The 23,507-nt window shown below is 49.4% G+C and carries 24 protein-coding genes; 3 read left to right on the top strand and 21 right to left on the bottom strand.

Features of this window, described 5'->3' with window-relative positions:
* Positions 1-21: 21 nt before the first annotated feature.
* The 11 genes from EAT1B_RS12935 to EAT1B_RS12885 all read right to left on the bottom strand — a co-directional run bounded on the left by EAT1B_RS12935 (position 22) and on the right by EAT1B_RS12885 (position 6,768).
* Positions 22-747 carry a class I SAM-dependent methyltransferase gene (locus tag EAT1B_RS12935; RefSeq protein WP_015881001.1) on the bottom strand — a complete coding sequence of 242 codons (726 nt, stop codon included), beginning with the start codon at positions 745-747 and terminating at the stop codon, positions 22-24.
* Positions 747-1,094, bottom strand: coding sequence for a ribosome silencing factor (gene rsfS / locus EAT1B_RS12930; RefSeq protein ID WP_015881000.1), 348 nt, complete (start codon positions 1,092-1,094; stop codon positions 747-749). The genes EAT1B_RS12935 and rsfS overlap by 1 nt, the downstream gene beginning before the upstream one ends.
* A gap of 10 nt (positions 1,095-1,104) precedes the next feature.
* Positions 1,105-1,662: a bis(5'-nucleosyl)-tetraphosphatase (symmetrical) YqeK gene (gene yqeK, locus EAT1B_RS12925; protein ID WP_015880999.1), complete on the bottom strand. Its 558-nt coding sequence runs from the start codon at positions 1,660-1,662 to the stop codon at positions 1,105-1,107.
* On the bottom strand, positions 1,652-2,221 hold the full coding sequence (locus EAT1B_RS12920) for a nicotinate-nucleotide adenylyltransferase (protein ID WP_015880998.1): 570 nt from the start codon (positions 2,219-2,221) through the stop codon (positions 1,652-1,654). The genes yqeK and EAT1B_RS12920 overlap by 11 nt, the downstream gene beginning before the upstream one ends.
* Positions 2,218-2,514: a ribosome assembly RNA-binding protein YhbY gene (gene yhbY, locus EAT1B_RS12915; protein WP_015880997.1), complete on the bottom strand. Its 297-nt coding sequence runs from the start codon at positions 2,512-2,514 to the stop codon at positions 2,218-2,220. Before yhbY ends, EAT1B_RS12920 begins: the two co-directional genes overlap by 4 nt.
* Before the next feature lie 6 nt (positions 2,515-2,520).
* Positions 2,521-3,306 (bottom strand): shikimate dehydrogenase, encoded by a 786-nt coding sequence (gene aroE / locus EAT1B_RS12910; protein WP_015880996.1) that lies wholly within the window; start codon positions 3,304-3,306, stop codon positions 2,521-2,523.
* Positions 3,303-4,415 (bottom strand): ribosome biogenesis GTPase YqeH, encoded by a 1,113-nt coding sequence (yqeH, locus tag EAT1B_RS12905; RefSeq protein WP_015880995.1) that lies wholly within the window; start codon positions 4,413-4,415, stop codon positions 3,303-3,305. Before yqeH ends, aroE begins: the two co-directional genes overlap by 4 nt.
* 133 nt (positions 4,416-4,548) lie before the next feature.
* Positions 4,549-5,175 carry a YqeG family HAD IIIA-type phosphatase gene (locus EAT1B_RS12900; RefSeq protein WP_015880994.1) on the bottom strand — a complete coding sequence of 209 codons (627 nt, stop codon included), beginning with the start codon at positions 5,173-5,175 and terminating at the stop codon, positions 4,549-4,551.
* 125 nt (positions 5,176-5,300) lie between these two features.
* On the bottom strand, positions 5,301-6,080 hold the full coding sequence (locus EAT1B_RS12895; protein ID WP_015880993.1) for a phosphatidylserine decarboxylase: 780 nt from the start codon (positions 6,078-6,080) through the stop codon (positions 5,301-5,303).
* The gene (locus tag EAT1B_RS12890) at positions 6,077-6,499 is read right to left on the bottom strand and encodes a thioredoxin family protein (protein WP_015880992.1); all 423 of its coding nucleotides are present in this window, start codon (positions 6,497-6,499) and stop codon (positions 6,077-6,079) included. The genes EAT1B_RS12895 and EAT1B_RS12890 overlap by 4 nt, the downstream gene beginning before the upstream one ends.
* A gap of 74 nt (positions 6,500-6,573) precedes the next feature.
* Positions 6,574-6,768 (bottom strand): YjzD family protein, encoded by a 195-nt coding sequence (locus EAT1B_RS12885; RefSeq protein WP_015880991.1) that lies wholly within the window; start codon positions 6,766-6,768, stop codon positions 6,574-6,576.
* A gap of 162 nt (positions 6,769-6,930) precedes the next feature.
* Between EAT1B_RS12885 and EAT1B_RS12880 the strand changes: the two genes are divergently transcribed.
* Positions 6,931-7,743, top strand: a complete 813-nt coding sequence (locus EAT1B_RS12880; RefSeq protein WP_015880990.1) for a Cof-type HAD-IIB family hydrolase — start codon at positions 6,931-6,933, stop codon at positions 7,741-7,743.
* Positions 7,744-8,013: 270 nt separating this feature from the next.
* Here EAT1B_RS12880 and EAT1B_RS12875 read toward each other — a convergent pair whose 3' ends face one another.
* The 9 genes from EAT1B_RS12875 to EAT1B_RS12835 all read right to left on the bottom strand — a co-directional run bounded on the left by EAT1B_RS12875 (position 8,014) and on the right by EAT1B_RS12835 (position 18,993).
* On the bottom strand, positions 8,014-8,499 hold the full coding sequence (locus EAT1B_RS12875) for a permease (protein WP_237708240.1): 486 nt from the start codon (positions 8,497-8,499) through the stop codon (positions 8,014-8,016).
* A 259-nt stretch (positions 8,500-8,758) separates the two neighbouring features.
* Positions 8,759-9,607 (bottom strand): YitT family protein, encoded by an 849-nt coding sequence (locus tag EAT1B_RS12870; RefSeq protein ID WP_015880989.1) that lies wholly within the window; start codon positions 9,605-9,607, stop codon positions 8,759-8,761.
* Between the two features lie 146 nt (positions 9,608-9,753).
* Positions 9,754-12,051 carry a glycoside hydrolase family 65 protein gene (locus tag EAT1B_RS12865; RefSeq protein WP_015880988.1) on the bottom strand — a complete coding sequence of 766 codons (2,298 nt, stop codon included), beginning with the start codon at positions 12,049-12,051 and terminating at the stop codon, positions 9,754-9,756.
* A gap of 208 nt (positions 12,052-12,259) precedes the next feature.
* Positions 12,260-12,679, bottom strand: coding sequence for a general stress protein (locus tag EAT1B_RS12860; RefSeq protein WP_015880987.1), 420 nt, complete (start codon positions 12,677-12,679; stop codon positions 12,260-12,262).
* A 115-nt stretch (positions 12,680-12,794) separates the two neighbouring features.
* Positions 12,795-13,853, bottom strand: coding sequence for a LacI family DNA-binding transcriptional regulator (locus tag EAT1B_RS12855; RefSeq protein WP_015880986.1), 1,059 nt, complete (start codon positions 13,851-13,853; stop codon positions 12,795-12,797).
* A gap of 55 nt (positions 13,854-13,908) precedes the next feature.
* Positions 13,909-15,411: an alpha-amylase family glycosyl hydrolase gene (locus EAT1B_RS12850; protein ID WP_015880985.1), complete on the bottom strand. Its 1,503-nt coding sequence runs from the start codon at positions 15,409-15,411 to the stop codon at positions 13,909-13,911.
* 23 nt (positions 15,412-15,434) lie between these two features.
* Positions 15,435-16,268 (bottom strand): sugar ABC transporter permease, encoded by an 834-nt coding sequence (locus tag EAT1B_RS12845; RefSeq protein WP_015880984.1) that lies wholly within the window; start codon positions 16,266-16,268, stop codon positions 15,435-15,437.
* Between the two features lies 1 nt (position 16,269).
* Entirely contained in the window at positions 16,270-17,622 is a 1,353-nt protein-coding gene (locus EAT1B_RS12840; RefSeq protein WP_015880983.1) for a sugar ABC transporter permease, read from the bottom strand.
* Positions 17,623-17,727: 105 nt separating this feature from the next.
* The gene (locus tag EAT1B_RS12835) at positions 17,728-18,993 is read right to left on the bottom strand and encodes an extracellular solute-binding protein (RefSeq protein WP_015880982.1); all 1,266 of its coding nucleotides are present in this window, start codon (positions 18,991-18,993) and stop codon (positions 17,728-17,730) included.
* A gap of 370 nt (positions 18,994-19,363) precedes the next feature.
* Between EAT1B_RS12835 and EAT1B_RS12830 the strand changes: the two genes are divergently transcribed.
* Positions 19,364-21,148, top strand: a complete 1,785-nt coding sequence (locus EAT1B_RS12830) for a glycoside hydrolase family 13 protein (protein WP_015880981.1) — start codon at positions 19,364-19,366, stop codon at positions 21,146-21,148.
* Between the two features lie 159 nt (positions 21,149-21,307).
* Positions 21,308-22,666, top strand: a complete 1,359-nt coding sequence (locus EAT1B_RS12825; protein WP_015880980.1) for an MATE family efflux transporter — start codon at positions 21,308-21,310, stop codon at positions 22,664-22,666.
* 23 nt (positions 22,667-22,689) lie between these two features.
* Here the strand turns inward: EAT1B_RS12825 and EAT1B_RS12820 are convergent, their stop codons facing one another.
* On the bottom strand, positions 22,690-23,418 hold the full coding sequence (locus EAT1B_RS12820; RefSeq protein ID WP_237708275.1) for an enoyl-CoA hydratase/isomerase family protein: 729 nt from the start codon (positions 23,416-23,418) through the stop codon (positions 22,690-22,692).
* Positions 23,419-23,507: the final 89 nt, after the last annotated feature.

Here is a 23,507-nt window from a genome sequence, read left to right as displayed (position 1 = left end):
TCTGCCGAATCGGGGATTTGCTTATTTTTGGGCAACGAAGAAGATGCGCTCGGCATCCGCTCCTGGTGCATGTTCGGTAAAATCAGAAGTGACCGATTTGACGTGGAATCCGGCACCAATCAACCATTGCATGTACTGGCCAGGTTCATACGTCCGTTGTTCATGTGTCTCCTCGATCCGTTCGTACGTCCCGTCTTCAAGCGCGACGAAGAACGTCAAATCGTGAATGACCGACAGCGGGGCTTCTCCCGGGTCGGCAAACCAAATATACGAGCAATCTTCTCCGTTTGACGCGTACGTCTTTTGGTTGAAGAGCGTCTGCATCTTATTCGGAGCATGGACATCGAAGATGAACAGGCCGCCCGGTTTGAGTTGATTGTAGACAGATTCGAACGTATCGATCACGTCCGCCTCGTCTCGCAGGTAGCAGAGTGAGTCACAGAGAATCGTCACCGCATCGACCGGTTCCGGTAACTCCAACTCACGCATATCTTGTTCCCAAAGTGGCAACTCGATTTCTGCTTCGAGTGCCTTTTCTTGTGCGACTTCGAGCATCGACTCCGATAAGTCGATCCCCATGACGTCGTAATGTTCAGCGAGGCGAATCGTGGCCGACCCGGTCCCGCACCCGACATCCGCAAGCGTCGCGCCATCTTGGACGTGACGACGCACGAAAGCGACCCACTCATCATACGGCGCGTCTTTCATCAACTCGTCGTATACATAGGCGAATCCTTCGTAAGCCATTAGCCGACTTCCACTTCGACGTGTGGCGCGTCAGCCCACAATTTCTCTAGGTTATAGTAATCACGGTCGTCACGATGGAAGATGTGAACGACGACGTTCTCAAGGTCAGCGAGGACCCAACGTGCCGTGTCCATTCCTTCGAACTTGTGGAGCGGTAAGCCGTTCTCGCCAGCAACGTCTTTGATTTCACGTGCGATGGCTTCGACTTGCTTCTCCGAGTTCCCGTGACAGATGACGAAGTAATCCGCGATCGGCGAGATCCCTTCCATGTCGAGTACGACGATTTCCTCGGCACGTTTATCGTCAGCCGCTTTTACAATCAATTCTAATTCTTCTCTTGCAGTCATATTGACCCTCCTAAGGTATATTCACAAAATCGTTATACGTTTCAATCGTCAGTGGAAAAATGCGCACCGACTTCTTCAATAAAAATTCAATCGTCTGCTTCAGTGTCGCGACAACCGCTCCTTCGAGCGACCGCGCTGCTTCTGCCCGCAAACGGTCAACACCGGGATAATCCCGATTCGGTTCGATGGCATCGGCCACGAACAGGATTTGGTCGAGTCGAGACATCCCGGGCTCTCCCGTCGTATGATTTCGAATCGCCGAGAGCACCGCGTCATCCAGGTCGTATTGACGGGAAAGTAAAATCGCACCGACCGGCGCATGCAATAGCTCGTCCCCGTACTCGAGTAGATTCGGGTCTAACCCTTCTTTCACGACGACTTGACGCATCTCTTCGACGTCAAAATACTTCGCATAATCATGAAGCATGGCAGCAAGACGAGCCTGTTCGACCTCTTCACCGAATTGGATTGCCATCCGTTCTGCCGTCTCGACGACTCCGAGCGTGTGGATATAGCGTTTTTCCGGTAGCGTCTGTTTAATCAACTCGTGCGCTTCTTCAAACGTCATACAACTTATGCTCCTTCACATATGTCTCGACTGACGTCGGGACTAGATATTTGATGGATTTGCCTCGCTTCGTCCGCTCCCGGATGTCCGTCGATGAGATTTCGAGTTGCGGCATATCAATCGTGCGTACGTCTGCCTTCTCCGGAATCAAATAACGGGTCCCCGGTCGTGCGACCGCACCGAATGTGACAAGACGGATGAGCGTCTCATAGTCATACCAGGATTCGAGCGAAACGAGTGAATCGGCACCAATCAAAAAGTAGAATTTATCCTTCGGATACTGTTCGATCAGCCGTTTCATCGTCTCGACCGTATAAGACGGCTCACTCCGTTCAAACTCAATCAAGTTCAACTTGAAGTCGGACTGATTTTGTATGGCACGTCGCGTCATCTCGATTCGATGGTCTGCCGAGCTGAACCCGACCTTATGTGGTGGAATCGCAGCCGGCAGGAACCACACCTCATCAAGTTCAAGCTGTTCACGCGCTTGTTCGGCAATCAACAGATGTCCGAGATGCGGCGGGTCGAACGTTCCACCCATCAAGCCAATGCGGCTCATGGGAGTTTGATTTGGCGATTTTCTTTCTCGGTCGCCTCTTTGTATAAGACGATGACTTTTCCAATCACTTGAACGACTTCAGCCTGTGTGCCTTCAGCTAACTCGCCAGCGACATCTTTCGGCGTGTCCATGCAGTTTTGAAGTACTTGGACTTTAATCAATTCACGTTTCTCGAGTGCGTCCGCGATATCTTTACACATCGCTTCACTGACCCCATTCTTCCCGACTTGATAAATCGGTGAGAGATGGTGCGCTTCTGCGCGTAAAAAGCGTTTTTGTTTACCTGATAACATAGTATATTATTCCTCCAATAATCCTTCGATTAACTTTTTTCCAACGGTTTCGTCCGGTTTCACGCCCGTCCATTTCTCGAACGAGAGCGCGCCCTGCCCGACGAACATGGCTACACCTGTCACAATATTTGCTCCGCGACTTTTCGCTTCTTGAAGCATCGGGGTGACAAGTGGACGATATATGATATCACAAACGACCGTGTTTTGTCGTAATCCTTCTAATGAAAGTGGTGTCGATCTCTCGTCCATCCCGACAGAAGTGGTCTGAATGATGACATCATATCGAGAGACGTCCATCTCATCAAACGTCGTGTAGACGACTCCGAACGTGTCGGCGAGCGCTTTTGCCCGTTCCACAGTTCGATTGACAATCGTCACGTCACGCGTCGGGAGAGCTTGGACAATCCCCCGAGCCGCTCCTCCGGCACCGACAATCAGGACATGCCCTCTAAAGTCTGTGTATGGCATCAGCGCTTGGACAAGACCTGCCCCGTCCGTATTTGTCCCGATAAGTCGCCCGTCTCGTTTATACACTGTGTTGACGGCTCCAGCATGTTTCGCCGCTTCGTCAAGGTCATCGAGATACCGAACGACCACCTCTTTATAGGGAATGGTGACATTGAATCCATCCCAGTCCCCTTCTCGCATTGCCGCAAATAAGGCTGGGAGTTGATCTGGTGTGGCATCGATGGCCTCATAACGCCCGAAAAGCCCAGACGCCCTCAACCACTGCTCGTGCAGTTGGGGAGAGAGCGAATGAGCAATCGGGTGACCGATGACGGCCAGATTCATACGAGCGCCTCGCGAAGTGTGACTGCGACGCCTTTTGGAGCCCATGCTGCGATGCGGCCACCTTTTCCGTGAATCGCGACCCAACCGAGACCGCTGAACACGATATCCGTTTTCACGCCGTCCCGTAAACTGAACTCATGACGGACGAGTGGTGGCAAGATTTCGAGTGTCTTCTCATTCGGTGGGTTGAGCATCTTCCCAATATGTTGGTCATAGAGCTCATCGGCACGTTCGAGTTTCGTACGGTGTGCTTTCAATTCATTCGACATGTAAATGACGAACGATCGCTTATTCCCTTCAAGATAATCTAAACGTGCCAATCCGCCAAAATAGAGTGTCTGTTGCGGATTCAATTGGAACACGTGCGGCTTGATTTCTTTCTTCGGTGTGATCGTCTTCAAATCTTTCGCATCGACATAGTGTGCCATTTGATGACGGTTGATGATTCCTGGCGTGTCGTACAAGTTCGCATCATCGTCGAGCGGAATGTCGATCAAGTCAAGCGTCGTTCCCGGGAAATGACTGACGGTGATGATGGCTTCATCCTCTTCACCGAAACGTTTAATCACCTGGTTGATGAGTGTCGACTTCCCGACATTCGTACAACCGACGACGAAGACGTCTTTGCCTTTACGGTAATACTCAATCTTTTCAGCAAGTTCATCGATGCCGTGGCCTTTTTTCGCACTGATCAAATGAACGTCGATCGGGTTCAAGCCGAGTTCTTTTGCCTCTGCCTTCATCCAGTTCGCCATCCGGTTCGGGTTGACCGACTTCGGTAACAAGTCGACCTTGTTTCCGACTAACAGTACCGGGTTCGACCCGACTGAGCGCTGAAGACCCGGAAGCCAACTGCCATTGAAGTCGAAAATGTCGACGATTTTGATGACGAGTGCTTCTTTTGAACTGATACCATTCAAGATGCGCAAGAAATCATCATCTGATAACTCCACATCTTGAACTTGGTTATAGTGCTTCAATTTGAAGCAACGTTGGCAAATGACAATCTCACGGTCAAGTGCCGATTTCGGTGCATAGCCGACCCCGTTCGGGTCTTCCGTTTGGATGGCCACGCCGCACCCAGCGCAATATCGTTTTGTTTCTTCCATAGTTATACTTACTGCCGTTCAGGTTTCCCCTTCTTCATTCACCGTAGCACCTCGCTGCTACTCCTGAAGCGTTAATTCCGACGCCTTGCTCGCCGTACATGGGCAGCCTCCTTCTTCCTGTGCGTTCGAGGTCTTATTCATCTTTTTTATGTGAATCTTCGGAACGTGGATGCATGGCCTCACCGATTTTTTCAGCGACCGCGACTTTTGCCCGTTGTGCGTCAACGGCAAGTTCTTCCACTTTTTTTGTGATCAATACATACTTCCCACGACGCTTCATATGTGCGAAGACCACTTTTTCGAGCATCCGGTTAAATTTCGTGACGAGTCCGTCCGTTTTGACGACCGGTTGCACATGAATGACATGAATGCCCGCCATGTTTGCCCCGAGAACGTCTGTGAACAGCTGGTCCCCTAAGAAAATGGCTTCCTTCGGCGAGTACCCATATTTCGAGAGTGCCGCTTTAAATCCAGATGGTAACGGCTTTCTGGCACGAGCGACATAATGAAGGCCGAGTGGCTCCGTAAACGTTCGTACACGATTCTCATTATTATTTGATACGACAATCACATCGAAACCGTATGATTTTACTTTTTCAAGCCACATCAATAAAAGCTCTGGCGCATGTGGGACGTCCCACGCCACGAGTGTATTATCAAGGTCCGTCAAAATGACGCGCACCCCACGGTCTTTCAATTCTTGTAGGTCGATGTCAAATACAGACGCGACGAACTGTTTCGGATAAAGTCGATTAAACACGTAAAATTCCTCCAATTAGCTAAACGATTCAACTACTTATACAAGTATTGATATCCCTTCTATGGTAAACGAAAACCGACCAAACGACTAGTCTATCGTTCGGTCGGAAGAAAATTGACACAAAATTAGTTGGATTTGATTGTCCCGATGACTTCACCGAGTCGAACCGGACCGATCTTTTCACGGTCCATTTGGATCGTATCCTTCTCAAAACAAAGGACGACGGTCGAACCGAACGAAAAGTATCCCACCTCTTCTCCTTTGACCGCCTGGTCTCCTTCGAGCGTCCACTCAATCGTGTTGACGTTCAAGGCACCGACCATGATATGTTCATACGTGCCGGCTGGGCTGTCAAAGCGCGTCACGCGACGGTAGTTGCGTGAGAGCGGTCGAACCGTCTCCGTCAATCCGATTTCATTTACCGGTGCCGAACGGTCCCCGAGCTCATAGTGACTGAGCACACGACCAGAGAGCGGCGTGTGGACGCGGTGATAATCACGCGGACTAAGATAGAGGACGACGACCGTCCCACCTGCATAACGTCTTGCTTCTTGTTGAGAACCGAGCAACTCCGCAAGCGTATACGACTGACCTTTCACCTTGAAACGACTGTCTTCTGAAATCGATTCGATGACCGATAGCTTGCCATCACACGGTGATACGAGGGTATCGGACGACTCATCAATCGTACGTGCTCCCGGCTTCAAGTGACGGGTAAAGAACGCATGCAATGATGGATAGGCAGCAAGCGGTTGCTCCGCCTCTTCTACCGCAATGTCATATACTTTTGCAAACGACGGAATCAAGTGACGACTCACATTTGATTCTGCGAAACGCTTAAGGCGTGTGGCGATCCAAGGCGAGGCATTCAGCTCAAATAACGTTTGGTAGAAACGACGCTTCATTCCTCTTTGGCCTCCTCATTTTTAAAGAACGTCTCATATTGTTGTTCAGAGACCGCTCCTTCAATGCGACCGACTTCTTTTCCATCCTCAAAGCGGATGATAGTCGGCGTACCTTCAATCCCATACGTCGTCCATACGTTATGGTCAGCCAAGTTGATCGAGACCGCATCATATTCTTCGATGAGGGGTTCGACATAAGGCTTCACTTGCTCACAGTATTCGCAGCCCGTTTGCCAGAAGTAAGCGACGACTTCACCATCTTGGTCTAATTGTTGTTGTAATTCATCTGCTGTGACGGCGTTGACACCGTCGTCGGTATTCGCTCCATTTAAAAAGAACAACAAACCGATTCCGATGACGATAATCGCACCGATGATGGCGAACGTGATAAAATTCGCGCGTTTTTCAGGGTTTTTCATATGTGTAATCCTCCTCTATGTTGAATAAAGAAAAAAGACTGACTCATGCACGAGTCAGTTTGATTGTAGACGGCTTACTTCTCTTGTGCAACGTCGCTGATTCCCATGTCTTGATTCAAGACATCGAGAATTGCAACGAAGATTGTGATGGCCACGCCAAATCCTGTCGCGAGCATCGCGTTGAACTCTACGCCATCAACGGCAGAAATGATAAATACCGCTGTATTCGAGAGCACAATCGCCCAGATCAATGTCACTAAATAACGCATTGAACGTCCCCTCCATCTCACAGATGATTCGTAAAAATTCATACGACATTAGTATAGCATTGTTCGAATAGAATATGCGACTTCGATTGTATATTCTTTCCGTCAAATCGAAAAATGTGATACGGTCTTAGAAACATCATTGTGAAGAAAAGAGGATGACTGATGTCACGTTATTTAATCGCAGTCGATTTAGATGGAACGTTATTAAGAGATGATAAAACAATCAGCGAACGAAACCTCCGCGCTCTTCAAGCAGCGCGTGAAGCTGGTCATGAAGTCATGATCGCCACAGGGCGTCCAAAGCGCCATTCAATCATGTACTATGAGCAAATGGGATTGACGACACCGCTCGTCAACTTCAACGGGGCGCTCGTACACCATCCAAAAGATGCAAGCTATGCGGTGACACACCGCCCAATCCCGCTCAAGACCGCCCATGACATCATTGAAGAAGTGGCGGATACGAAAGCACACAACATCGTCGTCGAAGTGACGGACCACGTGTACTTCCAAAAGGACCCGCAAGAGTTCTATAGTCCGTATGCAGAACGTGCGCTCAGCGTCACATCAGGTAACTTGTTGAAACACTTGCAGGACGAACCGACGTCCCTATTGATTCATGCGACAAAAGATCACGTCGCGCACGTCCGCTCCCAACTCGATGACATTCATGCGGAGGCGGTATTGAACCGTCAGTGGCGTATGCCCGAACATATGATTGAAGTCATGAGCAAGAACACATCGAAGGCACTTGGGCTTCAAGAGGTCTCGAAGCACTTGAACATCGACCGGAAGCACATTATCGCGTTCGGTGACGAAGAGAACGACCTCGAGATGCTCGACTATGTCGGTACCGGTGTCGCGATGGGGAACGCCATCGACCAATTGAAGAATGTAGCCAACGAAGTGACGGCTTCAAATATGGATGACGGAATCGCCCTCTTCTTAGAAGAGCGACTTGGCATCAAAGCATAACGAAAGCACCGACTAGAACTGAACCATTATCAAACAGAGGCTTTTCTTCCTGATTAGGATGAATTGCCTCTGTTTTTGTATCTGTGCATACGCCGGATTTGGCACGCCGCTTTCCTGGGGGCGGGCTGCGAGCCGCATCGCCTTCGGCTGTTGGGTCTCGCCTTACCCGCTGATTCCCCGGGAGTCGGCGTGCCCTTCGGCGTCGCTAAAGATATCCGAAATCCCGAGTGTACAACTGTCATTTCTGTTCAGACAATTCGAATCCTATCATCAAATAAAACGAATCAAATAGTCGTCAAATATCTTGTTCATGACTTTCGGGGTGTTCGCGATGTACACATTGATTTGTTCCATGTTCGAGTCGACTGGATTCGTATTGCGTTCATCCGTCGGAAAGTCAGAGATTCCTTTAACAATGATGCACTCGACGCCGTTTTTCTTGCAGATATATGCAATGGCACCTGCTTCCGTATCGGCGATTGTGATACCATGTTCGTTTAACTCTACATAATCCTTCCACATCACGACAGCCCGGTCAGCCGTTGCAATCGTCCCCGTAAAAAAATCATTCCCGTAGTGAGCGAGTGGTATATCGACGATAAAAGATTGTTTGATCAACGGTTCTACCTCTTTAACTGTATAATCATATTGCACGGCACGATGCGGTACGATGACGTCTAAATGACTGTACGTGTCATCTATTCCGGCACACGTTCCCGCCACAATCACCTTATCCAAGTCAAAACGAGAAATCATGTATTGATTGGCCCCGACTCCGTTCGCTTTCCGTACACCTGTGAAATAAAAAATTAACTCAGCATCATTTACTTTCTTCAGAAAAAACTCTCCTTACGGATATTTACAACGTTCTTCATTGTTCACTTCAAAATAGTCTAATGTTGCCTCGTATTCCCATTTCGTCGCAATGCTGACCCCAATCATCACGTATCCTCCCCAAAACGTCTTATGTCATACATATATAATAACCCCTACTGCGTGCACAGTAGGGGTCTAGTTAGCGACGGAACGCGCCTTCTACATCTTCAGTCGGAACCATATTGATGAAGACGGTCGGATCGGCATCTTTACAGATGCGCGTGATTTCACGCACCTCGTGTCGTTGCGCAACCATCATGAGCGTCGCCTTCTCGACTTTCGAGTACGTGCCAATTGCCGGCATGAGCGTAATCCCACGGAAGACATGCTGATGTAACTCCTTCGTCACTTCGTCTGGATGGCTCGTGACGATGAAGAGCGTTTGACGCTGTGTATTCGTATAAATCTCATCGATGACTTTTGACGTCACATACAAGAAGACGATCGTGTAGAGCGCTGTCGGCCATCCGAACAAGGCGCCTGCAGCAAGGGCAATCATCATGTTCATCAAGAAGAGATAGACCCCGACCGAGTTGTTCGTGAATTTCGCCAAAATCAATGCGACGATATCAAAGCCACCTGTCGAGGCTCCGTACCGGATCGTGATGCCCGAACCGATTGCCAAGAGCACACCGCCGAATACAGCGTTCAAGAGCGGGTCGTCCGAGAGAAGCTGCGATTGCGGAAGCAAACGAATGAACAACGTGACCGAGGCGACACTGACCAGCGTATGAATCATCATGTTCCGCCCGAGCATAAAATAACTGACGACGAGAAGTGGTGCGTTCAGAATAAAGAACCAGAGTCCTTCCCCTAGTTCAAGCGGTGTACCCTCTAATAATTTCGTCAAGATTTGGGCAAGACCCGTAAATCCTGTCGAATAGACGCCAGCTGGAATTAAAAATAATGTCATGGATAAGGCAACGAACAATCCTCCGATGATTGAGACAACCCCGATTCGTGCATGTTCTTTAACGGCTTCCGTCAAGCTTCAACTCCCCTTTCTCAAAATAGCTAAGAATCAAGATAACATAGATTATTCATGCTGCATACAGCAAATATGCAGGAAATCCGATAAGTTTTTCATACAAAAACAAGCCGACCGAGGTCGACTTGTTCGTATGAAACGATTGGTCACGCTTTCACTGTTTCAATTGTAATCGATTCGTTTGCAGGAACCGTTACCGCATTTCCATATACATGGATGGTCACATCTGTACCACCTGTTTGCTTGATCGTCACTTGTTCACGTGATGATGTGACCGTCAAGTGATGGCCGCGCCAGAGCATGTTGAACGAGTAACCGTTCCAATCTTTCGGAATCATCGGACTGAACGAGAGGTTATCCTCTTGAATGCGCATTCCGGCGAACCCATGAACGATGGACATCCATGAACCGACCATCGATGTGATGTGCAACCCGTCTTCCGTGTCATTGTTATAGTTGTCGAGGTCAAGGCGCGCCGAACGTTGGTACAATTCGACCGCTTTGTCTTCATAACCGACTTCTGCCGCAATGATCGAGTAGACACATGGTGACAAGCTCGATTCGTGAACCGTGCGTGGCTCGTAGAAGTCAAAGTTTGCACGTTTCTGTTCGACCGTGAAGCGGTCACCGAACGTATAGAGTCCTTGGAGGACGTCTGCTTGTTTGATAAAGTTCGAGCGAAGGATGCGATCCCATGACCAGTTTTGGTTGAGCGGAAGATGTTTCGGATCGAGGTCTTTCACCAAAATCTGCTCTTTATCCATGAATCCGTCCTGTTGCATGAAAACATCTGGAACGAGATCATCTTTTGGATAATACATCTTCGTTTGGATGTCCGCCCACTTCGCAAGTTCAGCGTCCGTGATGCCGAGTGTCGACACGAGCTCTTCGAGACGTGCAGGTTCTGCATCTTTCAAGTAGTTGTACACTTCCTGCGTATATTCGAGCGTCCATGCGGCAATCAAGTTCGTGTACCAGTTGTTGTTAACGTTGTTGTCATATTCGTTCGGACCTGTGACGCCTAGGATCATATACACGTCTTTGTGCGGGACAAAGTTGACGCGGCTAGCCCAGTAACGCGAGATCTCGACCAATACTTCCAATCCGTATTGTCCAAGGTACGACTTGTCGCCTGTGAAGTTCGTGTAGTTGAAAATGGCATGGGCGATCGCACCGTTACGGTGAATCTCTTCATGCGTGATTTCCCACTCGTTGTGGCACTCTTCCCCGTTCATCGTGACCATCGGATAAAGCGCACCTTCCATACCGACATTCTTCACAGCATTCTCTTTCGCCTGTGGCAGTTGATTGTGACGGTATTTGAGCAAGTTCCATGAGACTTCTGGTTTGGCTGTCGCCAAGTAGAAGTGGAGGCAATAGGCTTCTGTATCCCAATACGTCGCACCGCCGTACTTCTCACCTGTAAATCCTTTTGGACCGATGTTAAGACGTGAATCTTCACCTGTATATGTTTGATACATGTTGAAGATGTTAAAGCGGATCCCTTGTTGTGCCTCGATGTCTCCATCGATGCGAACATCCGCATCTTCCCAGCGTGCGAGCCATGCTTCCGTCTGTTCAGCGAGAAGTGTCTCAAATCCTTTTTCGAACGCCGCTTCGACACGTGTCATCCCAGCTGACTGCAATGCTTCAATCTCGTGGTCGCGGTTCGTGACGACCGACACATATTTGTAGGCTGTCGCTGTCTCACCAGCAGCTACGTTGACCGTGAATTTATTGGCAACGAATAAATCTGTCGCTTCAAGCACTTCACAACGAGCGCCTTCGACGTCCGCGATCATTGATGCCGTGACATGCCAGTCGAGTTTCTTCGTCTTCGTCGTAACGAAAGCGAAACGCTCTTCCACACCACGGTCAACCGGAAGCCAGAACTTCTCATCGTAGTTCGAGTCTTCGTTGACGACATCGCCATCTAAATAAGGCGTGAACTCAATTTTTGCTTCGTAGTTGACTGGTGTGACGTTGTAACGGATGGCCAAGATTTCTTTATCTACGATCGAGAAGAAGCGGACGACTTCCACTTTCGTCTCTTCGGTCCCGTTCATCAAGGTGAACGTCCGTGTGAGAACACCACGTTGCATATCGAGCTCGCGTGTGAAATCTCTCACTTCCCATTTCGCCAAGTCGACCGGTGTCCCATTGATGACCACGCGGAGACCAATGACGTTTGTCGCATTCAACACTTTGGCAAAGTATTCAGGGTATCCGTTCTTCCACCAACCGACACGTGTTTTATCCGGATAGTAGACGCCCGCCACGTAGAATCCTTGGTGCGTATCATTCGAGTAATCTTCCTCAAAGTTCCCTCGCATCCCCATATGCCCGTTCCCGAGCGATGTGATTGATTCTGCAAGGCGGTTCTCTTTCGGGTGAAGACCTTCCTCTGTTACTTTCCATTCATCGACTGCAAACAATCGTTTCATCTGTCTGCCACTCCTTTTTCTCTACAAGGCTACCTTCGACGGACAACTAGTTCATGCAACCGTTTGTCTATGAAAGCGCTGTATTTAATCTCACCTTTCATTTTACACAACTGAAACGAGAATGCAATCGTTTGCATAAAACTTTTTCTTTCTTTTTTTCATCACAATTTACAATCAAAAAAACCGCCTCAAATTGAGACGGTTTCAATCAATCTTTCTGTCCATTTTCCGGATTCTCACCAAATGCCGCATTCGCTTCGTGTCCCTCGAATACCGCACTTCGCCCATCATTGAATCCGGTATCGGGTTCGTCGATGACGAGCGCGTATCCTCCTTGCTTGATTGTAGAATGCGCCTGTTCGATTTCGTCGTCCGCGATCCCTAAATCGGTAAGCGCCTGTTTCGTATCCCGATCCTCGCTTCCCCCTCCGTTGAGGTTGTCTAACCAGGATGTGTCACCTTCTTCTACGTTTAGGTTCGTCTCTCGTTTAAGAACGTGGACGGCTTCATCCCGCTCCGTCACGACAAATAGTTCCCCTTCATCATAGCCGTTTTCTTTCAGCTCATTGATCTTAGACAGCAGACTTTCTTTCGTATCGAATGTTCCGACAAATCGTCTTTCACTCATCTCTATCCATCCTTTCGATTTCGATTCCTTCGAAAAAGATGTTCCCTACTTCATGAGGCTTCAATCAAAAGGATATGCAAAAGACGACTCCGCTCTGGCGAAATCGTCTGGTAAATTAAGAATTCGATTCTAATGTTTCGGTCGCCTTACTTTTCTTCTGCCCACATGATTGGCGGACGACCAGATAATGTGGCACGATGACACGCTTCCCATAAGGGGGTGCATTATCACTGATTTGTTCGATCAAACAGTTCGTCGCCTCGAAACCGAGACCGAAGATGTTAATTTCGACCGACGTGAGTGGCGGGTTCGAGTGTTCCGCGATATACACGTTATTGAAACTGACGACCGCGACGTCCTCTGGGATCTTGAGCCCCATCTCGCTTAACGTGCTGATGACGCCGAGTGCCATCATATCGTCACTGACGACGACGGCTGTCGGTGGTTCCTCATTTTGTAACAGTTCACGCACGGCCTTCGCGCCACCCTTCGTCATGAATTCAGCCCGGGCGATGTAATCTTCGCATACCGGGATGCCTGCTTCCATGAGGGCCGTCGCGTACCCGTTCCGACGATCTTGTGTGACGGCGAGTTTATCCGAGCCCCCGATGAAGGCGATGCGACGATGACCTAAGTTATAAAGGTGTTTCGTCACTTCACGACCAGCCAAATAGTTGTCCGTATCGACGTAAGTGATGGAAGAAGCGTCCCCGAACGGCTTCCCGACCACGACGAACGGAAACTTCGTTTGACGTAAGTATTGGACGACTTGGTCGTCTTCACGTGAATAAAGAACGATGACACCGTCGACACGGCGTCCTTGTACCATCTCGATCACACCGGACAAAACTTCTTCTTCTGTCACGCCGGTCGTCATATAAAGCGAGTATCCATTCTGGTGCGCCTTCGTGCTAATTCCTCGTAGCACTTCCGGGAAGAACGGGTTTTGAAGTGTCTTTGTTGCCGCGCTCGGCATGACGAGACCAATCGACTGTGTCGAGCGGTTAGCGAGACTTCTCGCATGAATGTTCGGATGATACCCGAGCTCTTCCATGGAACTTCTGACCCGTTCTTTTGTCTTTTGACTGATTCTTGGGCTGTTGGCGATGACGCGAGAGACTGTCGACGGCGCGACATTCGCGTGCTTCGCCACATCTTTGATTGTGATTTGCATGGTGTTCCCCCCTGCTTCCGTGAATTCGATTCGTGCCTTGCGGCGTTTCATGTCTTTATTTGCGGCGCTTCCACATGACCAAACCAGTCAAGAAAATCGGAATCGTAACGACGAGCAAGCCCATCATCCACGGATTGACCGAAGATTCCTCAACGATGTAAGCGTTCGCACTTTCACCAGATAGTTCAATTGTAAACGTTCCGCGCTGATCTGTGACCAGTTGTGAGAATAAAAGACCACGAAGTCTCGTATCTTCCCCGATTTCACTGACATCGATCTCAATCTCCCGATCGTCACGATTCATGTTGATCGCATAGAGCGCGACGTCATCTCCGTCTTTCCGTTCGAAGACGGCCATCCCGTCTTCTGAGGCGATCATGCGCTGCTCTCCTGTCGCAAAGACCGGATATTCTTCCCGCATGCGGTTCATCGTCGCGACGTATTCGTGCAACTCTTCATTTCCCGGGAATTCCGTCATGACACGGTTCGCCGGGTCGGCTCCACCGGTCTGCGCATTTTCTGTTCCTTGGAAGACGATCGGCATACCAGGTGACGCATAAAGCGCGAACAACCCGAGGCGTAAGCGTCGTTCCGCCGATTCCACACCGCCGAGTTCCGCCATATGCATGAAGCGTTCGACATCGTGATTATCGAGGAATGTCGCCATCTGGTTCGGGTCGTTGAAGAACGTTTCGGCATAGCTTGCGGCAACGTCAATTTCGTCGACGTTCGCTTGCTGTTGCGTCATCGTTTTCGACACCCGGTCATAAAACGTAAAGTTTGTGATGCTGTTGAACCCGAGGTCGTCATATTGCGCGACGTATTGCGGGTCTGGGTCGAACACTTCGGCGAGTAAGTAAAAGTCTGGGTCGACCGACCGCACACCTTCGACAAAGTCTTTCCAGAATGCTTTATCGACGTGACGAACCGTATCGAGGCGATAGCCGTCGATGTCCGTCTCTTCGATCCAGTACTTCGCCGCGTCAATCAAATACGATTTGACTTCCGGGTCCTCTGTTTTGAAGTCAGGTAAGTCGAACAACCAGTGCGTCTCGACCTGCTCCTGGTCTTTCCAGAATACAATCGGTAACTGTTCGTGGAACCATTCCGGTTTTTCTTCCACCCATGGGTGGTTCGGACCGACGTGGTTGACGACAAAGTCGAGAATGACTTTCATATCGCGCTTGTGCGCTTCCTGAACGAGTTCCTGTAAATCCTCTTTCGTCCCAAACTGTGGGTCGATGTTATAAAAATCTTTAATCCAATACCCGTGATAGCCGTCCGGCATATTTTCAAATACGGGTGTCAACCAAATCGATGTGAAACCGAGTGATTCGATATAATCGAGCTTCTCGATGACCCCACGGATATCGCCTCCGTGAAACGCTTTCGGATCATCTTTGTCCACCTGTTCATTGTTGTCCGGATTTCCGTCAACAAATCGGTCGACCATAATAAAATACATGCGTTCTTGTTCCCAAGTAGCGGCTTCCTTTGCTCCGACGACGGTCGGAAACAAAAGAAGCGACAGGAGCACGAGCACGACGCCTCGCCTCATATCGCTTCCTCCTTTTACGAGTATTATCCTTTCGTACCACCCGCTGTGAGGCCAGAAACGAAGTAGCGTTGGAACATGAAGAACAAGATGACGATTGGAAGGGCCGAAAGAACCGCACCTGCCGCGAATAACGTGAAGTTATTATCGAACTGTTTCGAAATCATGTTGTAAAGGCCAACTGCCAACGTTTGTTTCTCTGGTGAACGAAGGACGAGCGATGCCAAGATAAAGTCGTTGAATGGTCCCATGAAGTTAAAGAGAGCAATCGTTGCGACAATCGGCTTCGCGAGCGGCAAGATGATTTGCCAGAAGATTCGGAGGTGACCGGCACCATCCATGCGGGCTGCTTCGTCAAGTTCTTTTGGAATCGTGTCGAAGTACCCTTTCGCCAAGTACGTGTTCATCGGAATCGCACCACCCGCATAGAGCAAGATGAGCGCTGTATGTGTGTCAAGAAGATTAAGCATATTGAGCAATACATAAATCGCGATGATCGCAACGAACTGTGGCACCATCTGAAGGACGAGGAACAAGACGAGCGAGTTCTTCCGTCCGACGAAGCGGTAACGTGAGAAGACGTATCCAGTAATCGTCACCAAGACGACAGATAGTGCCATCGTGATGAAAGCGATTTTCAAAGTGTTCACATACCATAAACTATAATCCGAAATCGTTAGGTCAAACAAGTTTTTGTAGTGAATAAACGTCGGGTTCGACGGAATAATCGTTGACGTAATCGTACGCCCCGGGTTGAACGATGTACCGACAACCCAAAGCATCGGATAGAGAATGATGATCGACGCAAGCGTCAAGATGACATACGAGATCGCCAAATTGATTCGTTTTTGTTTTTTCATATCAGATCATATCCTCGTCTTTGAAAGATTTTGTCCGACGGAACTGGATCACGGCAAGTGTCATAATGAAGAATGACAAGATGAGTGTGATCGCAGCCGCAAGTCCGTATTGCGGGTTGGCACCGAGAGACAATTTGTAAATCCAAGAAATCAAGATGTCGGTACCGCCGGCCGTTTGTCCAGGTACAGCAGGGCCACCGCCATTAAAGAGATAGATGATGTTGAAGTTATTGAAGTTGAACGTGAACTGCGTGATCAAAATCGGTGCTGTCGCGAACAAGAGCATCGGCAATGTGATCAAGCGGAACTTATCGAAGATCGTCGCTCCGTCAATCGTCGCCGCTTCATACAAGTCACCAGGAATCGACTGAAGCACACCCGTCATGAGCGTCATGATGAACGGGAATCCGAGCCACCATTGAATGAGAACGAGTGCCGTACGTGTCGCCGTCGGGTCGGTCATCCAGTTGACCGGGTCAAGACCGAGCGCCGGCAAGATTGTCGTATTGAACACCCCGAACGACTCGTTGAACATCGAGCGGAAGATCAAAATCGTGATGAATGCTGGGACCGCCCATGAAAGGATCAAGATCGAACGGAACAAACGACGGAAGCGAAGTCCTTCTTGGTTCAAGAGTACCGCAAGGAAGATCCCGATTGCGATGACACCTGTCGTTGAAGCGACCGTCCAGACAAGCGTCCAGCCGAGTACGCCGACGAACGTGTCACGGAAGATATCGATTTCAAAAATACGCGTGAAGTTCTCGAATCCGACCCATTCCACGAGTTTCGCTGGTGGTGCGTTGTTGTAGCGATAGTTCGTGAAGGCGATCAAGAACGTAAAGATCAATGGAAGAATAACGGTAAACACTAACAAAATGAGTGATGGGATTAACATTAAGTATGGGAATCCATGGTCACGCAAGTTGCGAAGTTGCATTTGGAACGATGGAAGGTTTAGATGCTGATCACGAGCGCGACCGACACGATAGGCGTCACGAATGTTCCAAACATAGAACGCGATTCCGAAGAAAAGTAAAATTAACGCGACAATCCCCTCGACCATCAAGAAGATGGAGTGGTCGTTACGAGGTCCTGGCACTTCACCAAGCGTGATCAATCCCCAAAGTCCTCCACGGTCACCTGGTCCGGCGCCCGCCCCTTTGAAAAATAGATCATAGTTTACGGCAAAATAAGATACGACGACGATAAAGAACGCTACCGCCTTCGCGTATTGTTTGTTGTATAACTGTCCGAGTCCCGGAATGATGGAAAGTAGTCCCGCGTTCCGAGCATGGTTTGTAGGCTTGTCCGGGCGTTGGTCCGGTGATTTAGGGTTCGCAATTGCAGCCATCCTCAGTTTCTCCTTTCGTTTTGAGCAAATCAATCAAGCAAACGTTTGCTCAATGCTAGAAAATGATGGGGAACGCCATGTGGCGTACCCCGTCATCTCAATTCCTTATTGGTTGTTCGCTTGGATTTGTTGTTCGATGACTTTCACTGCATCGTCTGCAGATTTTTGTGCATCTTGTTTACCAGTTGCTACAAGCTGAAGTGCTTGTGCCATTGGCTCCCAAACTTGTCCCATTTCAGGAATGTTCGGCATTGGGATTGCGTTTGTTGCTTGGTCGAATACCGCTTTGGCAACTTCGTTCGACGTGATTGTCTCGTTCGACTCGAGTGCTGCTACTGGTGGGATTTCGTTGTATGCTTCAAACATTGCCAATGCGTTTTCTTCATTCGTCAACTCTTGAAGGAACATTTCAGCCCACTCTTGGTTTTCTGTGTAAGCTGAAAGGGCATATGTTTTCACACCCATGAACGTCTTGATTGGCTCACCGTTTGGAAGTGTTGGCATTGGAGCCGCTCCGAGGTTCACGCCTGCATCTGTGTAACCAGCTACAGCCCATGGTCCGTTCATGACTGAATGAGCTTTCTTCTCAGTGAAGAGTTGGTCCATCGCTTGGCCGCCAGACTCACCGATCAACCCTTTAGGGAAGAGGCCTTCTTCGTACCATTTACCGATGTATTCGAATCCTTCAACTGCGCCTTCGTTATTCAAACCGATATCCGCTGGGTCGAGTGCGCCACCGTCTTCTTTGAACACGTATCCGCCGAATCCAGCGACAACACCGTGTGCGAAGTAGAAGTTATCCCAAAGTGCGAGGAATCCGTACTGTCCGTCAGCTTTCACATCGTTTGACAACTTGTAAAGGTCGTCCATAGATGCTGGAGCTTCAGCCATCAAGTCTTTGTTGTACATGAGAACTGGTGTCTCAACTGATTTTGGATATCCGTAAGCTTGACCATCGAACATGACAGCTGATTTCGCAGCGTCTGTGAACGCGTCAAGTGATCCTTCGTCCGCGATTGGAGCCAAGTGACCTTGGTCTGCGATTGTACCGATCTGGTCGTGTGGTACGAGCACGATGTCTGGACCTTTTCCAGCTGGACCGTCAAGCGCAAGCTTGTCTTTTTGGTCTGTCATCTGTACTTCGACAACTTCAACTTTTACGCCATGCTCTTCTTCGAACGCCTTCGCAACTTCTTTCGTTGTTTCAGACTTTTCGATGTCTTCCCAGATGACGATCTTTTCAGGTTTGTTCTCGCTTGAAGAACCACCTTCGTTAGAAGATCCGTTGTCCGTTCCGCCACCACATGCAGCAAGTGCACCGAATGCGAATACTGCTGTTGAAAGTCCTGCTACCATTTTTTTCATCTTCATGATGAAAAACCTCCCCAAGGAAATAGTATGGTCAGATTTGCGCAATCGCACGACCACGTCAATTTTAAAACTCCGCTACGAAATTGACACGGTAGTGAAAACGTTTGCATCCTCACCTCAATTTTTATTATACAGTTGTGAAAGCGTTTTACAAGTCTTTTTTTACACTTTTTTTACGTCTGTTGACCCATTTATGTAATTTTCAAATGTTTGTTCTTAAATCTTCACTTTTTATGCGTTTCAGCAATTGACAAAATGTAAACGCTTTATTAACCTTTGCTTGAGCAAACGTTTTCGCAACATCTGTTCTCATGGATTCCCGATGTTGTAAAATGATGTCATCCCCTATAAAGAAAGGAATGTTTTCCTTATGATGAAAGAAGCGATTTATCATCGTGCCATGTCCCCGTTCGTCTACAAATATGATCGTGAGACGATCCATATTCGTTTCCATACGAAGCGAGGCGATATCGAGTCGGTCGATTTGATTTGGAACGACCCATATGATTGGCACGCTGAAGACCCGGCCATGTGGAACTTCGATCCGGACAAGCCGAGCTACTGGCGTACATACGAGACTCCAATGGAGAAGATCGGATTTGACGACGCCTATGACTATTGGTTCATCGCCATCAAACCGCCGTTCCGACGTCTACGTTACGGTTTCCGTTTGAATGATGGACAAGAGACGGCCGTCTACACTGAAAAAGGATGGTTCGAGGAGAAGCCGCTCGATGATACGGGCTACTACTTCTGTGTCCCATTCATCAACCCGATCGATATCTTCCATGCACCTTCCTGGGTGAAGGATACGGTCTGGTATCAAATCTTCCCGGACCGTTTCGCCAATGGCGATGCTTCACTCAATCCTGAAGAGACGCTCCCATGGAACTCGACAGAGCCGACGACGACAAACTTCTTCGGTGGCGACTTCCAAGGGGTGATCGACCATATCGATCATTTAGTCGAACTCGGGATCACCGGCATCTACTTCTGCCCGATCTTTAAAGCGACGACGAACCATAAGTACGATACGCTCGACTACATGGAAATCGATCCGCAGTTCGGGACGAAAGAGAAATTTAAAGAGATGGTCGACCTCTTGCACGAGAACGGCATCAAAGTCATGCTCGACGCGGTCTTCAACCATGTCGGATATCATCACCCATGGTTCCAAGACGTCGTCGAGAACGGACCGTCTTCTGAGTATCGCGATTGGTTCTATCTTCGCGAATTCCCGATTGCGACAGAGCCGAAGCCGAACTACGACACCTTCGCATTCGAAAAGAACATGCCTAAGATCAATACAGAACATCCAGAGTTAAAAGCTTACTTATTAGATGTCGCCCGTTACTGGGTCGAAGAATTCGGTATCGACGGATGGCGTCTTGACGTCGCTAACGAAGTCGACCATGCGTTTTGGCGTGACTTCCGCAAGGCCGTCAAAGCTGCGAACCCGGAAGCCTACATCCTCGGGGAGATTTGGCACGACGCACAGCCTTGGTTACAAGGTGACCAGTTCGATGCCGTCATGAACTACCCGTTCACGAATGCGAGCTTGAACTATTTCGCCCTCGACCGGACGACCGCTTCGGAGTTCCGTAACGAACTGACGCGTGTCGAGATGATGAACACGATGAACGTCAACGAAGTCACCTTCAACTTGATCGATTCGCACGATACACCTCGTGCGTTGACACGGGCGAAAGGACATAAAGGCAAGTTCAAACTCTTGATGACGTCGATGCTGACGTATACGGGTAGCCCATGTATTTACTACGGGGACGAAATCGGACTCGAAGGCGAACAAGACCCGGGTTGCCGTCGCTGTATGCCATGGGATGAGGCAGAAGAAGACCGTAACCTCTTCCGCTACATCCAAAAGCTCATCCAGCTTCGTAAGGACCACCCTGTGCTCGCCAATGCCGGCTCATATCGCTTCAACCTGGTCGACGATGCGAACAATGCGGTCATCATCGAGCGGTGTACGAAAGATGAGACATACTTGGTTTACTTCAACAACTCAGACTCTGCCTCGAAACTGAATCCGCTCGGTTATACAGGAGCCGCCACGGACCTCTTGCATGACCGCGACCTCGACTCACTCGAAATCGAACTGGCGCCATTCAGTGCTGCTATTCTGAAATTGAAATAAATTCGAAAATCACCTGATTTCTTCGGGTGATTTTTTTGTTGAAAATAATTTAGCAAACCCCTTTCTTTTTCATTTCATAAGGAGTAAGATGACCTTTGACATTTTTATAAAACAAATAGTTAACAGAAAGAATTATAGAGAAAAGGGAGAATACACTACATGCAGACGAAACAAACGGAACAGCTCACCCTGTTCAAACTGTCGTGGCCGATTTTCATCGAACTTGCCCTCCATATGGGAACCGGGATCATCGCCACATTGATGCTCGCTCACTACTCAGACGCTGCCGCTTCGGCCGTCGGGGTTGCCAACCAAATCTTAAACGTGTTCTTGATCGTCTTTAGTGTGACGTCTGTCGGGGCGACTATTTTGATCGGTCAGGCCATCGGGGCTGGGCGCATGAAGAAGAGTCGCGACTTCGCCCGCTCCGCCGTCAGTTTGAACATGTGGCTCGGTGCGATCATGGTCATCGTCATCTTCTTGTTCGGCGAAACGTTCTTACGCCTGTTCGGTCTATCGGACGAACTGTTTGCACACGGGTTGTTGTTCCTGCAAATCGTCGGCTTGTCGTTATTCACCGAAGCGCTCATCATGGCGCTCAGTTCGATCCTCCGGAGTCACGGGATGACGAAACACGCCATGCTCGCGACGCTTCTGATTGATATCATCACCGCCGTCGGTGCCATTTTTGCCGTTACCGGCTGGTTCGGCCTTCCGGTCACAGGCGTTGCCGGAGTCGCTTGGGCCATCGTGATCGCACGATTCGCCGCTATGGTACTGTTGTTCTGGCTCGTCAAACGGAAGCTCATGATCCGCTTCCCGTTAAAAGAAGTGATTCGTCCGAAGAAAGACGACATCCAGTCACTCCTTCAAATCGGTGTTCCTTCTGCCGGGGAGAACTTGTCGTATCAAGCTTCACAGATTATCATCACTGGTTTTATCGCGACGATGGGTGAAGCTTCTCTTGCTGCTCGCGTGTACGTAATGAACTTATCCATGCTTGCCTTCTTGTTCACCGTCGCCGTCGCGCAAGGGACCCAGCTTTTGATCGCACGGGACATTGGAGGGAAACGTTTTAAAGAAGCCTATCATCGTGCCGTCAAGACCTTGAAGATTGCCATGTTCGCTTCGTTCGTCGCCTCTCTCGGTTTAGCGGTGTTCAGCGAATCGCTACTCGGTCTCTTCACGTCAAACCCTGACATCATCGCGGTCGGTGTGCCGATCTTATGGGCGACGCTCATTTTAGAGCCGGGTCGCGCCATGAACATCGTCTTGATGGGGTCGTTGAAGTCTGTCGGGGACGTCCGCTTCCCGGTCATGATTGGGATCGCCTCGATGTGGGGTGTCGCCGTGGCGTTCAGCTACTTGTTCGGTCTTCAAATGGGGCTCGGCATCCTTGGGATTTGGCTCGCCTTCTCCCTCGATGAGTGGTTCCGCGGATTCTTCGCGTTCCGTCGTTGGAAATACGGGACGTGGCAACAAAAAGGCTTCCAGTTCGAAGCAAAATCAACCACGTAAAAAAGCGGCCGCGGCCGCTTTTTTCATTTCATCAAGAATGCCTGCATCGCTTGGCGGTGCACGTCCGTGTCCCCACACTTCCGTTGCCATTCGATTTCTTCATTCAATCCATCCTCAAATGAAGCGGCTCGCATGAGCGCCTTCATCCCTTGAACAGCGACCGATGATTTCGCAGCGAGTGTCTCCGCATATGAAGTCAATCGCTCCGTATACATCGCATCTTCCACGAGCTCGGTGACGAGCCCGAATGTACGCGCGGCCTCCGAGTCAATCGTACTGCCACTCCAGAGCCAATCTAACGCGAGGTCGTCGCGCATGAGTCGACGCAGGTGATATGGACCGCCCGCATCCGCGACCAACCCGATTTTAATAAACGCCGAGCTGAACTTCGTCGACTTGGCGACGATTCGAACGTCTGCCGCGAGTGCCAAGCTGAGTCCTGCTCCAGCCACGACACCGTGAATCCCTGCGATGAGCGGTTTACGACTCGAGAAAAGTGCACGTACGAGCGGATGATACACGTCTTCTAGATATTCCCCATAGTCCGCATCGCTCTCAATCGTTAAATCTTGTCCGGATGAGAACGCTCGTCCCTCACCGACAAGGACGATGACGCGAACGGCGTCGTCCTGTTCAAATGTGTCGATTGCCGTTTTCATTTCACGAAGCAACGTCTCGTTCAAGGCGTTCAGCTTTTCAGGTCGGTTCAGTTTCAACCACCCTACCCCATTGTGTGTCGTCAATTGAATCATCTCCACTTCCATTCCCCCTTCAAAATGAATCACTGTTCATTTCTTCATCATTGCTTCAAACTCCTTCCTTTACTGAAAAGTTTTTTGAA

This window comes from Exiguobacterium sp. AT1b, from assembly GCF_000023045.1.
Taxonomy (GTDB): Bacteria; Bacillota; Bacilli; order Exiguobacteriales; family Exiguobacteriaceae; genus Exiguobacterium.
Note: the sequence above shows the minus strand (reverse complement) of the source record. Positions and strands in the feature narration are given on the sequence as shown.